The sequence below is a fragment of the Chloroflexota bacterium genome (genome assembly GCA_035652535.1).
In the GTDB taxonomy this organism is placed as follows: Bacteria; Chloroflexota; UBA6077; order UBA6077; family SHYK01; genus DASRDP01.
Genome location: DASRDP010000010.1, coordinates 1 through 13,183, shown reverse-complemented (window position 1 = coordinate 13,183; position 13,183 = coordinate 1). Strand labels below are relative to the sequence as shown.

Annotated in this window: 14 protein-coding genes; 9 read left to right on the top strand and 5 right to left on the bottom strand. The window is 66.8% G+C overall.

Translation table 11 applies throughout. From position 1 onward, the window contains the following. Positions 1–41 precede the first annotated feature (41 nt). The 3 genes from VFC51_01520 (at position 42) to VFC51_01510 (ending at position 3,701) form a co-directional block, all read left to right on the top strand. Positions 42–782, top strand: coding sequence for an adenylate/guanylate cyclase domain-containing protein (locus tag VFC51_01520; GenBank protein ID HZT05684.1), 741 nt, complete (start codon positions 42–44; stop codon positions 780–782). Positions 783–806: 24 nt separating this feature from the next. Beyond that, the gene (locus VFC51_01515; GenBank protein HZT05683.1) at positions 807–1,169 is read left to right on the top strand and encodes a response regulator; all 363 of its coding nucleotides are present in this window, start codon (positions 807–809) and stop codon (positions 1,167–1,169) included. 90 nt (positions 1,170–1,259) lie between these two features. Next, a complete protein-coding gene (locus tag VFC51_01510; protein HZT05682.1) occupies positions 1,260–3,701 on the top strand; it encodes a DNA polymerase domain-containing protein in 2,442 nt (813 codons plus the stop codon). Here VFC51_01510 and VFC51_01505 read toward each other — a convergent pair. Then, on the bottom strand, positions 3,694–5,433 hold the full coding sequence (locus tag VFC51_01505) for a peptide ABC transporter substrate-binding protein (protein ID HZT05681.1): 1,740 nt from the start codon (positions 5,431–5,433) through the stop codon (positions 3,694–3,696). The genes VFC51_01510 and VFC51_01505 overlap by 8 nt on opposite strands. A gap of 146 nt (positions 5,434–5,579) precedes the next feature. Here VFC51_01505 and VFC51_01500 point away from each other — a divergent pair, with 146 nt between their 5' ends. The 5 genes from VFC51_01500 to VFC51_01480 all read left to right on the top strand — a co-directional run bounded on the left by VFC51_01500 (position 5,580) and on the right by VFC51_01480 (position 10,391). Beyond that, positions 5,580–5,909: a hypothetical protein gene (locus VFC51_01500; GenBank protein HZT05680.1), complete on the top strand. Its 330-nt coding sequence runs from the start codon at positions 5,580–5,582 to the stop codon at positions 5,907–5,909. Between the two features lie 162 nt (positions 5,910–6,071). Beyond that, entirely contained in the window at positions 6,072–6,965 is an 894-nt protein-coding gene (locus VFC51_01495; protein ID HZT05679.1) for an MBL fold metallo-hydrolase, read from the top strand. Positions 6,966–6,988: 23 nt separating this feature from the next. Beyond that, positions 6,989–7,384, top strand: coding sequence for a response regulator (locus VFC51_01490; GenBank protein ID HZT05678.1), 396 nt, complete (start codon positions 6,989–6,991; stop codon positions 7,382–7,384). A gap of 230 nt (positions 7,385–7,614) precedes the next feature. Continuing rightward, positions 7,615–9,024: an ATP-binding protein gene (locus tag VFC51_01485; protein ID HZT05677.1), complete on the top strand. Its 1,410-nt coding sequence runs from the start codon at positions 7,615–7,617 to the stop codon at positions 9,022–9,024. Further along, positions 9,021–10,391, top strand: coding sequence for a hypothetical protein (locus VFC51_01480; GenBank protein HZT05676.1), 1,371 nt, complete (start codon positions 9,021–9,023; stop codon positions 10,389–10,391). The genes VFC51_01485 and VFC51_01480 overlap by 4 nt, the downstream gene beginning before the upstream one ends. An 88-nt stretch (positions 10,392–10,479) precedes the next feature. Here VFC51_01480 and VFC51_01475 read toward each other — a convergent pair whose 3' ends face one another. The 4 genes from VFC51_01475 to VFC51_01460 all read right to left on the bottom strand — a co-directional run bounded on the left by VFC51_01475 (position 10,480) and on the right by VFC51_01460 (position 12,690). Beyond that, positions 10,480–11,169 (bottom strand): hypothetical protein, encoded by a 690-nt coding sequence (locus VFC51_01475; protein HZT05675.1) that lies wholly within the window; start codon positions 11,167–11,169, stop codon positions 10,480–10,482. A 153-nt stretch (positions 11,170–11,322) separates the two neighbouring features. Continuing rightward, positions 11,323–11,592 carry a hypothetical protein gene (locus VFC51_01470; protein ID HZT05674.1) on the bottom strand — a complete coding sequence of 90 codons (270 nt, stop codon included), beginning with the start codon at positions 11,590–11,592 and terminating at the stop codon, positions 11,323–11,325. Between the two features lie 62 nt (positions 11,593–11,654). Beyond that, on the bottom strand, positions 11,655–12,002 hold the full coding sequence (locus VFC51_01465) for a cupin domain-containing protein (GenBank protein ID HZT05673.1): 348 nt from the start codon (positions 12,000–12,002) through the stop codon (positions 11,655–11,657). A 4-nt stretch (positions 12,003–12,006) separates the two neighbouring features. Then, positions 12,007–12,690: a DUF2848 family protein gene (locus tag VFC51_01460; protein ID HZT05672.1), complete on the bottom strand. Its 684-nt coding sequence runs from the start codon at positions 12,688–12,690 to the stop codon at positions 12,007–12,009. A gap of 181 nt (positions 12,691–12,871) precedes the next feature. On the opposite strand from VFC51_01460, the gene VFC51_01455 reads away from it, so the two are divergent. After that, positions 12,872–13,183: hypothetical protein (locus VFC51_01455; GenBank protein HZT05671.1), on the top strand; the 312-nt coding region annotated here is incomplete at its 3' end.

Here is a 13,183-nt window from a genome sequence, read left to right as displayed (position 1 = left end):
CCGATTCGAATTGAGATCCGTCCCGCCCTCGGAGAGGCCGCGTGGCCAAGCCCGACAACCGCGTGTCGTACGGCGACTCCGGAGGGACGTCGCACGCCCAAACGCTGCTTTTCGCCCGCGATGTCGCGCGGATGAATGCGCTTCGGCGCGCGTACGAGCGGCTGGTCCCCGTTCCGCTGGACGTGTTCGCGCCATCGCTTCCGGAAACGCGCGTTCGCGAGTCGACCATTCTCTTCTCCGATATCCGCGGTTTCACGGCGATCGCGGAACGGCTCGAATCCGACCCAGATCAACTGCTGACCGTCCTGAATGAGCACTTTCGGGTGGTCGTGCGGGCGGTGGTGCGGTGCGGCGGCACCGTGGAGAAGTTCCTCGGAGACGGACTCTTCGCCACCTTCGGCGCGTGGGCTGACGCGCCCGATCACTCATCGCGTGCCCTCGCCGCGGCGATCGGCGTTATTGGCGCCAATGAGGGGCTCAATCGCCGGCGGGCCAACGAGTGGGGGTTCCGCCTCGAGGTTGGCGTGGCGCTGTGCTCCGGCCGCGTCGTCGTTGGGACGATGGGTCCCCCCGAGCGGTGCGAGCTGGGAATCATTGGCGACCCCGTCAACGTGGCGGCGCGCCTCGCACAGGTCGCCGGGGCCAGTGAAGTCCTGCTGTCGGAATCGGCGTACCACGCGGTGTCCGACCAGGTTTCCGCCGATCTCTTGGGAACGCGGCCCATTCGAGGGCGCGTCGGGGCCCTCTCGCTCTATCGGCTGCGGTTTGGGAGCACAGGGTGACGCAATCCAACGAAGGATCTTCGGATGCACAAGCTGCTCATAGCTGACGACGAGCCGAGCCTGCGTCTCCTGGTCGCGGCCACCCTCGCCAGTGAGGACTACGAGATCATCGAAGCGAGTGACGGCGGTGAGGCGCTCGCGCTTGCGCGATCAGAGCGACCGAAGCTCGCCCTCCTCGACGTTCAGATGCCGGTGATGGACGGGCTCGAAGTCTGCCGGCGAATCAAGAGCGACGAGGACCTGCGATCGACCGCCGTGGTCATGCTCACCAGCGCCGCGCAGCCGTCCGAGCGCGAGGCGGGGTTCGCCGCGGGGGCAGACGAGTATCTGACCAAACCGTTCAGCCCGCTCCAGCTACTCCGCGTCATCGAGCAACTCGTATCCTGAGCATGAGATCAGCACGGGAGACATCACCACTGTCGCGCGCGCTTCCCAATCCTGTTGACGGTCATGGCCCGTCCCGAATATGAGCGCGGGATGACGGCTGAGCGCCTGTCCGAGGCTGTCCCGACAACGGGCTCCGACCGGCGATCCCTCCTCTTCGGTCGCGACGACACGCCGGGGATCGTTTCCGTCGCCGCCAGTCGCCACGGCAAGGCACGCGTGTGGCGGCGAGTGGGTGGTGAGGTCGTCTGCGAAGAGGAGCGGTTCCCCAACTGGTTCTTCCTCGCGCACCGAGAGCTGGCGGACGGCCTCCCGGTTGTCGACCTCGGTCCAGAAGCGCTCGAATCCACCCCGTCTGTGCCGGATGGGTCTGTAGGCCTGGTCCGACTCCGCGGCGCAAACACCTTCCAGTACCTCGTCTTGACTGACCAGCTCGACGCGGTCGAGCAGCAGATCGTGGACACGATCCATCGGCGCCACGACGATGGCAGCCTAGAAGAGCCGATCTCGGAGCTGATGTACGTTCGTCCGGTGGTTGAGCAGTACCTCACGATCACGGGGCGGACGTACTACGGGGGAATGACCTATGCCGACATCCGCCGCCTGCAGTTCGATTTCGAGACCACCGGACTCGGCGTTGGGCAAGACCGGATCTTCATGGTCTCGATCAAGGATTCGGACGGCTTTGCGATGCTTCTCGACACGGCGGAGATGGACGAAGCCGAGCTGATTCGGCGACTGGTCGCCATCATCCGCGAGCGGGATCCGGACGTCATCGAGAACCACAACATTTTCGACTTCGACATTCGGTTCTTGATCAAGCGTGCCCAGACCCTCGGAGTGCCCCTCCCTCTTGGACGCGACGGTTCCGAGTTCTTCGAGAGCCGAGACACCGTGAAGATCGGCGCCGCGAACCAACCGTTCACGCGCTACAGCCTCGCGGGGCGCGAGATCATCGACACCCTCCATGCTACGCGCCGTTACAGCGCCATCCAGCGTGATCTTCGCAGCAGCGGCTTGAAGGAGGCCGCGCGCTATTTCGGCATCGCGATGGACGACCGGGAGTACGTCGATGGGGCCGAGATCTGGAACGTCTTCCAGCAGGACCCCGAGCGAGTGCGGCGGTACTGCATGGACGACGTGGAAGAGGTGGACCGGCTCTCGCAGATTCTGCTCGCGCCCGCCTTCGCCCTCGCGTCCATGGTGCCCAAGCCGTTCGAGCGCATCGCCACGGCAGGGACCGGCCAAGGGCTGATCGAGCCGCTCTTGGTGCGCGCCTACGTCGCCGCGGGCCACTCGCTTCCGATCGGGCGCGCGTCCGGCACCTTCGCGGGCGGGGCGACCGGCCTCTTTACGACGGGAATCATCGGCAACGTGGTCAAGGCGGACGTCGCATCCCTTTACCCGAGCATCATGCTGGCCGACCGCATCGGGCCCGCAAACGACGAAATCGGCGCGTTCCTCGGGCTGTTAGAGGAGCTGACCACGCTACGGCTTATGCACAAGCGGGCTGCGCGCGGCGAAGGCGCGGACGACGCGCGCGCCTTCCACGACGCGATGCAGTCCGCCATGAAGGTGCTCATCAACTCGTTCTACGGGAGCCTCGGCGCCAGCTTCGCCCTGTTCTGCGATACCGCGGCCGCCGAGCGCGTCACGGCGCGTGGGCGAGAGATCCTCCGCCTCCTTCTGGACGAGCTTCGGACCCGCGGGGCGACGCTCATCGAGGCCGATACGGACGGCGTGCTGTTCAGCATGCCGCCGCATCCACAAGGCGGTACCTGGACCCACGACGATGAGCTTGCCCTCATCGAGGACGTGGCCCGAGCAATGCCGACGGGGATTCAAGTGGAGCACGACGGCCGCTATCGGGCGATGTACAGCTATCTCGAAAAGAACTACGCGCTCCTCGACTACGACTCGGAAGCGCAGCAAGGATTCCGCCAGCGCGACCCCGTTCGGCTGGTTGGCGTTGCATTTCGTTCGGCCAAGACCGAGCCGTTCATTCAGGAGTTCCTGTCGCGGGTCATCATGCACGTCCTTCGCGGCGAATTCGAGTCGGTCCGCGCGCTGTACCGTTCGACGTGCGCCGATCTTCGGGCGCACCGCGTCCCCGCGGCGGCCCTCTGCGTCTCGATGCCCCTCACCAAGGCCCCGCAGACGTATGCCAAGGCCAAGCGACGGGAGGAGCCGTACGAGGTGTATCTCGCGGCCGGTCACACGGGATGGCGGCCTGGAGAGCGCATCCGCTACTACCAGGCGAAAGGGGCCAAGAAGCTCCTTCAACCCGGCGGGGAACCGGACTACGATGCCGACTTCTACATCAATCGACTGCGAACCACCTGCTGTCAGCGGCTGGACAAGGCATTTCGACCGGAGGATCTGGAGGCCCTGTTCAGCGAATCCGAAGGCCTTTTTGACGCCCCGCTCGCGACCATCCAGCCCCTATGCGTGACGGATCGGGAACCAGACACCGCCGATGAAGCAGAGGCCGAGGGGCTCGCGGCCGAGAACCAACAGGAGCCTGCCCTCAGCTAGCCGCGCTCCACTCGTGGGCGTTCCAGGTCGCCGACGCCCATCCTGTCGGCGTTTGCGCGCGCGGCCATTTGACTCCACGGACGTTCGAACGAACAGCCGCCATGGCCGGGTAGAACAGGAGTCCCAGGATGGGAAGCTCAGACGCGATCTGCGCGGTAAGCTCGCGCTCGGCGGCGCCACGCGCCTGTGGGTCGATGGTCGTCCAGACGCGGTCGAGCAGCTCGTCGATCTTCGTGCTGGCGTAGTGACCGCGATTCGCTCCGACCCACTGGTTCTCGGCAAGCGGAATGTTGGAGCTGCTGAGTCGCCCTTCGATCAGCGCCAGGCTGGGGGTTGCGCCGGCCAGCTCCACGCCGGTATAGGCGGCGCGCCCGGCGCGGTCCGTGAGTGCGGGACGATTCAGGATGCTGACCTGGACCGCGACCCCAGCCTCCCGCCAGAACTCTGCCACGGCGGTGCTCGTGCGCTCGAACTCTGGGGGCGTGGTCAGCTCGATCTCGAATCGCCTGCCCTGCTTCACGAGGACGTCGTCGGCGGACTCCCGCCGCCATCCGGCCTCGCGAAAGAGATCCCGTGCGCGCGCTGGGTCGTACTCCGTGGGCGTGTAGTCCGGACCGAGCAGCGCGTACTGCGGATCAGCAGATGGGACCCAGAGATCGGACGCCAGCGAGCGGTCGCCCGTGACCGCCTCCGCGATGGCAGCGCGATCCAGGGAGCAATCGAGGGCCTGTCGTACCCGAAGGTCCAGCAGGTCCTCCGGCTGCGGTCCACTGAACTGGGGCGCAAGAAAGAGCCAGCTATATCCCGGGAGCACCGCCGACGTCCCGTCTCGGGCATCCTGCCAGCGCTGCTGCAGGGTCAGAACCACGCCCGGAACGGCACGGCGCGGAAGCATGACGTCAATTCCCCCAGCGAGGAGCGCCGCGACCGCCGCACTACTGTCGGGCAGAAACCGAACGGTGATGGCGTTGAGGACCGGACGCCCAAGAAAATAGGCGTCGAAGGCCGTGAGGCGGATCGTCCCGTTGCTCCATTGATCGACGCGGAACGGTCCCACACCGACGAACTGCGCGCGCCAGTAGGGGTGCGCGGCAAGCTGCTCTCGCCTGAGGTCATACGACGCCTCCAGGAGGTGGCTCGGGAGCAGGGTGAGATCGTTTCCGGTGATCTGATCGGCGAACGCGTAGCGCGCGCGCCAGTGCATCACCACCGTGTGCGAATCGGGCGCATCGATCGCGTCGATGAGGCGTGCGACCTTGCGCGACCCGATCGGAACGGCCGCGTCGTTGAACACGCGCCAGCTGAAAACGACATCGTCCGCGGTCAGTGGCTCGCCGTCGTGCCACTGAACGTCGTCCCGAAGTGTCCAGACAGTCTCCATGGTGCCGTCGTCGAAGACCTTCCACGTGCCGTTCTCGAGGGATGGAAGGCTGAGCGCTACCCGGGGGGAGGGACGACCCTGGTCATCGTAGGTAGCCAGCGACTGGTGCACGAGGTTGAAGAGGTGCTGTGCCGCATCCGATCGAGGCCCGCCGACGGAGGGAACGAGTGTTTGGGGCTCGGCCTCCACCGCGAGCGTTATGCTCCCGCCGGGATGCTGTTCCCAGCTCTCGGATCCCACGGGGCGGGGTTGGGAAATGGCCGGTGGCTGGCACGCGGCGGCCGCGAATGCCGCCGGCACGAGCTGGAGAAAACGCCGGCGGGTCACCGCCGGCAACGGCCACCGGCTCACGTGCTCCTTCGGAACAAGAAAGGCAATGGCCGCAAGGAACACCCCCATCGGGCGCGCGCCCGATCCCTGGCAGCATTATAAGTAGGCGTCCGGAACCGCGCGGAGCGTTCCAGCGCGACGCGCGAACGGAGGTCGCGGAGGGCGAAGTGGCACACGTGGACGACGAGGAAGCGATCACGATCCTTGAGCCTCATGTTGCCGACGCCATCGGTCGCGTCGTGGGCAACCGCTTTTCGACAAAGGCGCTGATCGAGGCGCTTCGAGCGGGCGAAGCCGGCGGGCGAGCGTACGAACAGGCGATCGCGTCGATTCGCGACGAGGCCGGATCGGAGCACATGGCGAAGCTCGTGATCCACGGGCAGGTAATTCCTGGGCTACTCCGCCGTTCGCCCATGGTTCGCTTCGCCGGGTTCATTCCTGGCAATCCCGACGAAGACGACGGATTCGCGGTCCCGAGCTGGTGGCGCAAAGTGTAGAATTCCCGGCCAACGAGCGGCGGCCAACCAGCCATTTGCGAACGCTGCCGTGCGCTGAACCGGTTCGGCGCGCCCCGATACTTCCGCGGGCCACGTTACGGAGTTGGAGGGCCAGACGACGGCCCACCAAACGTCGAATCAATCGCGCTGCCGGGGGGCGAAGTGCGGGTCACCTTTTGGGGCACTCGAGGGTCCATCGCCTCCCCTGGCCCGCGAACCGTTCGCCACGGCGGCAACACGTCGTGCGTGGAGGTCAGGACGGACAGCGGCGTCCTCATCATTTTCGACAGCGGCACCGGCATCCGCGAGTTGGGCATGTCGCTAATCGAGCAGGATGGACCGGTTCGCGGCCACGTCATGCTCTCGCATACCCACTGGGACCACATCCAGGGGTGGCCATTCTTCTCCCCAGCCTTCGTCGCAGGCAACGCCTTTACCCTCCACGGGATGTCGGGCATCAGTGGTAGCCTGAATCAGGTCCTGGCGAACCAGATGGAATACACCTACTTTCCGGTCACCCTCGACGATATGCAGGCGGATATCGGCTTCCACGAAGTTCGTGAGGGCGCGTTTTCCATCGATGACGTAAAGGTCACCGTCCACTACCTGAACCACACGTGTGTGTGTCTCGGGTACCGGGTGGAAGCCGACGGACAGGCGGTGATCTACGCGTCCGACACAGAGCCCCACGGGCTGCGGGTTTTGGGACCATCCAGCTCTGTCGCGCCTCAGCGGGGCAGCCTGCCGCATCTGGTGCACGAAGAGGACCGGCGGCTCGCGGAATTCGTTCACGAGGCGGACCTTCTCATCATGGACGCGCAATACACCGATGCTGAATATCCGGCGAAGATCGGATGGGGCCACTCCACGACGAGCTACACGACGGATATCGGCGTGCTCGGTCGCGTGAAGCGACTCGCCCTGTACCACCACGACCCGACGCACAACGACGAGGCCGTCGACGCCATCGTCGCCGCCGCCCGGTCGCGTGCAGCCGCTTATGGATCCGACGTCGAGGTCTTTGGCGCTGCCGAGGGCACGACTATCCTGTTCTGATAGGCGCGCAATCGGAGGCCCACGTGCCGGACGCGTACAAGATCCTCGTGGCCGACGACGACCCCGACATCATCGATCTCATCGCCTCGATCCTTCGAGCCGATCACCACGACGTGGTGACCGCGTCCGACGGGGCGCAGGCCCTTGAAGCGGCGTTTCGTGAACGCCCCGATGTGGTGATCATTGACCTGAAGATGCCGAAGACCGATGGATTCGAGGTCATCCGCCGCCTTCGGGCTCGCTTCGGCGCTCGACAAATGGCGATCATCGTGCTGACGGCGAGCAATGACGAGGGATCGGCCGCCCAGGGGTTCGCCGGGGGGGCAGACGACTTTCTGGTTAAGCCGTTCACGCCGTCGAATCTCCGGGCCAGGGTGACCACGTGGCTGCTCCGCCAAAGTGACCACCGGGAACGTTAACTGCCTCTCTCTATCGAAGCGCTGCGCTTCACAGCCGGACCGGAGCGAATTGCTTCACGTTTCAATAGAATAGAAAAAAGGATAAAGAACGCGAACATTTCGACGAGAGATCGAAACATGACTGAGCGCGATCATCGATTTTCCCCTCGTCAGACTTGAGCGCTCGTAACGGAGGAGTGCGGACCGCGCCCTCGTCGCACGGAGCGACTTGATCGACCGGATGATTTGACATGGTCGAGCGAATGAGTCGACGCACCGGCTTGCGCATTGGCTACGCGACGCTCCTCGTGATTGCCAGTGCTTGGGCGCTGTGGGTCACTGGTCCACACGACGTGTGGAACCAGGCGTATGCCCCGGTTGGGGTCGCGCTCCTCGTCGGATCGCTCATCGCCGCGCCAATGCACGGTGGACAGAAGCCATCGTCGCTTCTCCTGGTTCCACTGGTGCCCGCTTACTGGCGATTCGGGGGCAGCATCGCTCCGCTCCTCCTCGGCGCGATTCTCGTGGCGAACCTCGCGCGCAGGGTGTCTATCCTTTCCGCGGTAACGGCGGGCGCCATCAGCATTCTCGCGTTCGAGGCCGCCGATCGCGTGATCGCCAGCTTCCCACAGGCCGAGGCGCGATCGCTGCTGGTGGTGTGGCTGTTTGCGCTTTTGCTGGCCGGGGCGTGGCAACTGGCCGAGCGGGCGCAGCTTCCGCCCGCCGACGATCCGCACGTCGAGCGCCCCGACCTGGTACTTTCCCTCGCGACCGCGCCGATCGGGGTGGTGGCCATCGTCGCAGGCGACCTGCTCGGCGAAGGCGGGCTCTTGATGGCGCTCGCATCGTTGCTGGCGGTGCTGTTCGTCGTCGGCGAGTGGTGGAGGCTCCGAATTGCGCGCGAGGAAGCGGAAGAAGAGCGGAGCCGACTCGAGCGGGCACGCGTGGTGCAGGAGGAATTGACGCACCTCATCACGCACGAGGTGCGCAACCCGCTGACGACGGTGCTCGGGTACGCGCAGCTCGCACGCGGCGCGTTGGCCAGCAATCAAGCGTCCCACTCGGACGTGATCAAACACTTGGACCGAATCACTCGAGCGGGGAAGACGATCGAGCGGCTCATGGAGAACTTGCTGCAGATCAACAAGGTGGAGATGGACGAGGGCGTCTATGCTCGAGAGAATGTTCCCCTCAGCATCGTCGTTCGAGATGTCGTCGACGAACTGTCGCCGCTGGCGGATCAAAAGCAGCAGACGCTTCTCGTGGAGGTGCCGGACCGTGCCCCTACCGTATACGCCTCGCCCCTGTTACTGCGTGAGGCGCTCAGCAATCTCGTCAGCAACGCGGTAAAGTACACGCCAGACGGCGGCGAGATTCGGGTTTGGGTTCGCGACCGGATCGAGCGTGGAGTCGCGACCCTCGGCGTCTCCGACACGGGCGTCGGTTTGAGTGAGGGCGATCAGCTGCGCCTGTTCAGCAAGTTCTTTCGGAGCGAGGACCCCCGAGTCGGTCGCGAGCGAGGCGCAGGCCTCGGTCTCGCTCTGACCCACGCCATCGTGAAACGCATGGGGGGAAGCATCGAGGTGGAGAGTCGGCTGGACCACGGCGCGACATTCCGCCTGCAGATTCCCGTCACGAGCGAAGAGGAGTTGATTGCATGACACGGTGGCTCAGGCTCCGCGACCGGGTCATTCAGGCGAGCGCGAGCGCGCCCCTGCGATTCGCAGCGCTGGCGTACGTCGGCGCTGGCGGGCTCGCGGCCGGTCTCCTCCTCGTCGCGCTGCTGATGTCGTCACCATCAGCCCTCCACCGTGGTGACGCATCGCCGACGGCCGAGACCAATGGGGCAAGTGTCGCGAAGAACGCCTCTCAGGCCGCCTCCGTGAGCGCGTCCCTCGCACCACCGCGTTCGCCAGGCGCGCCGGCGGAGCCCGAAGTCGCGAGCTTGCTCCCGGATGAGACCGTCGCCGCCGAGCCCGAAGCGACAACCGACGCGGGAGAAGAGCCGTCGTCGGGGCGCGTGGTCGAGCCCGAAGACGCGCCGTCCGCCCTCAACGATCGGCCTGCGCCAGCGGACACGGCGAATCGACCCGATGGTTCGGCGGAGGGGAACGATGCCAGCACCGAAGCCCCGGCGCAAGAGATCGAAGCTTCGCCGGCTCCATTCCCCGCCGCCGTGCCAGCCGCACCCGCCGGACCGGCGCCCAAGCCGATAATCGCGGCGCCGGCGTTCGGCCCGCTCATCGCTCAGCCCGCGGCGAATGCCGCGAAGGGGTCGACGGGAGGAGCTACTGCGAGCGCCAAGTTGCCGCCGCGGACCGTTGCCAGTCCCGCGGCCGGCAAGCCGGGGCCCATCCGCGCCGGCGGTCCCAAGATGGCTCCGGAACCGGCCGGCGCGTTCCTTCCCCCCGCGCCGGGGACGGTTACGGCCCCGGCCCAACCGGCAATCGCCGGCGAGCCCGCGCCGGATCGCGGAGAGCGCGGCGGCGGGTCGGCCCGCGTGGCCGCGAATGGAGTGGAGGGCCAGCAAGCTCCCCGAGTTGGCCGCGGGACAGTCCAGGTGGCGGTGGATTCCGCGAAGGGGGCGCCCAGCGGTCCGGTCCCCGCGCTCTTTGCCGCGTCGGCTGCGCTGCAGAGCGTCCACCAGTCGAATGAATCATCCCTTCGAGTCGTGCAGACCAATTCGGAGGTCCGCGGCGGCGCTGCTGCCACGGGGCCAACCGTCCCCGCCATGCACGGGAGCGGGTCAATTCAGGCCACGAGCGCCGGGCGCGTGGGCGGTAGCGCCGGCTCGCCGGTGGTGATCCGAGGGACGGCCGCGGCGGCTGCCCAGCCAGTCCTCATGGCTCCGACCAATCAGACCCAGCTTCACAGCGGCGCCATCGTTACGACGACGTCGCAGTCGCCCGTCGTTCAACTCGCGCCGCGCGTGACCGCCTCGGGGGGGCGACAGGAGCCGCCCGGCGCGCCCGCGGCGCCGTCGAGGCACGCGGGGGGATCGCGGACCATCGCTCCCGCGTCCAAATAGCCCCGCGCGGGCGCTGAGCGGTCTGCCCTCAGAAACGGTGGCCGCTCGCCCGCCCCGCCCGCTTCGCCGCCGCGTTCGGGCGCGACCGTCAGCGCGGCGGCAGCAGCTCCACGAGATACGAAAGCGCCGCGACCTCGGCCGGCATCGCAGGTAGCCACCGTCCATCAGGCGGCTCCGAAGGACAGTTCGGCGCGTCGCCGTTCAGCCGCACCCACGGCGCTCGGCCCTTTCCACCGAACCGCGATGCCGCGGCAAGCCGGACGGCGGTGACGGCGCGCGATGGGTCGAGACCCGCGTGGTCCGGATCGCCCTGCATCCGCAGATACGGCACGCGAACGCGGGGAAGCCAGCGGGCAGGCTCCCGCTCGCGCCACCACGTTTCGTCGTGGCCCGCGAGAGACGCCGCGTCACCGTCGGCCCCGCTCACGAGCACCTTCGCGACGTCGGCTCGCGTCACGGGACCCTCCCAGTCGATGAGAAGGCGGACGGAAAGCTCGGGATGGCGCGCGACGGCCCCGGTTGCCATCAGGGCGCCCGCGTCGAACGACAGGACGGCCAAACGAGCGGCGTCAACCGCCTCGTCGCTCGCCGCCATGCGAACGACCCCCGCGAGGCCGACCTGGTGTACAGGACCGCCGAAGTCCTCGATCCCGCCGCTCTCGCCGCGGCCGTCAGGGTCGAAATGCGCGACGCGGAAGCCGATGCGCGCGAAGCGGTCTGCGATTCCGGTGATACCGAAGGACTGACTGCCCGGGGAGATCCCTCCAGGAACGAGCACAACGGTCGGTCCCGGCCGCGCGCGTCGCGGGGCGGTGATCCAGACAGCCAGCTCAGCCCCACTGGAAGTGTTGAGGACCGTCAGCCGCCGTACAGATCGCTCGGCGAATGCTCGGATGGGAGCGGAGATTGACCGACCGCCTTCAGCGTCCGGTTAGAGCAGAGCGGCGAGCGCCTCGGCTGCGGCGAGGATTGCCTGCGTCTTGGCGGCAAGCCGCGTCGGAATGACCTGCGGATAGCAGGGGTTCATCTTTCCGGGGTGGCCGTAGTCGGTCTGGTCGACCTGCGCCTCGCCTTCCGGGAACGCGAAGAAGAAGCTGCGCTTCAGCACCGGGTCCGGTGTGCCATGGGACGCGTCCCCGGAGGGCAGAACCTGCTGCCGAATTCGAATGTCAAGTGAGGTCAATTGGCTCGTCGCGGCCACGGTGGCCTGCCTCCTGAGAAGATGCTCAATGATAATCGACCGTCCAGCCCGGTCGCAGCGTCCTAAGACTTGCGGAAGTATCGGATCTCGAAAGTCCGGCAGCCCTCCGGGGCTCGCCAGGGGCCGTGGGGCATGCCCGGTGGGCGGCACGCGTACATCCCCGCGCGGAACGTTTGGTTCAGCGATATGTCGTGGAGGCTCCCCTCGAGGATCCACACCTCCTCCCAGAAATCGTGCCGCTGCACACCCATCGGGCTCGTGTCGGTGCCGGGCTCGAATTGCAAAATACGCGTGTAGTCCCCCGTCTCGGGGTCGCGACTGAGGATCCGCTCGCTGAGTCCCTTCACGCCGCCAACGTTGGTCGCCGGGATGTTCGACGGCTCGAAAAACTCATATTCGGGCTTTGGCATCGGTTCACGCCTCGTATGTGTATTCACAGGTGATCAGGGCCTGGCCGCGAGGCGTCACGATGGCGCCCTCGAATAGACAGCGACCACGCTCTGGCGCGAGCTCGAGGGCCGGCAGCGTCCCGGAGTAGAGCGCCAGCCCCGGCCCGCGCTCGTCCCTCTCCAGCAGGGCAAGGAGGTCTTGCGGCGCCATGATGGACGCGACGGATCCCTCCTGATAGAGGCGTCGCTCGCCCGCGCCAGAGACCCAACTTCGCAGGGTCAGCCCATCCCAGTCGGGGAGCAGCGCTTCGAGCGGCCACACGACACTCCCGAGTATTTTCGGATACGCGCGTTTTGCCTCGATCATTGAGGCGCGCTCCCGATCGCGATCGGTGTGGTCGCTTCCCACTCCCACGTAGGTCATTTCGGGCGCCACCAGCAGAACGAACTCCACCTCGCCCGAGGACCAGCCGCCGGCGCGCTTGAGCGATCCGCCGATCTGGATCGCGCCGTCTTCGATCCGATACAGCTCGGGCGTCTGGCTCGGCGCCGGGACCCCCTGCTCGCGCAGCTCGTCCACGTGCCGTTGGACCGTTGCGCGATCCCGTCCCGTGTATCCGGCCAGCACGATACGCCGAACGGCGAAGCCGATGGGGCTCCCGTCCGCCCCATTTGTGAGGGTTAAGTGGCGCGACGGCGAGCCGTCCATGCATCTCCCGCAACTCTACTCGGCGCGTCGCTCGCCCAGGCGGTAGGCCGAATTGATCGCAGCGGCCTAGCGCTGGCAATATAGCGACCCATCTGGGCCATGGTCAACCGGCTGGGTCGGCGGCGACCCCCGGAGGGCGAGGACCGCATATGATCTCGATGAGGCCACGAGGGGAGGTTGAATGCTCACGGATTTCGTTCCTGGCTGGCTTGTCCGTGGCGCACACGGTCGATGGTCGCTCGAGGGGTTCATTGGCCTGGGCGCGGCTGCGGCGGCACTGATCGCCGTGGCGATCTCCGCGAATCAGTCCTGGAGCGCTGAGGGGCAGACGCCGTTCACGGTGCAGGAATTCGCGGTCCAGAACGGGGGCGGCCCGCACGACGCGGCGCCAGACGGGTCCGGCCGCGTCTGGTACACGGGGCAGCGCGACGGGACGCTGGGTCAGCTCGACCCGGAGACAGGCGCCTACTCCACCGTGAGCCTCGGGCCCAAC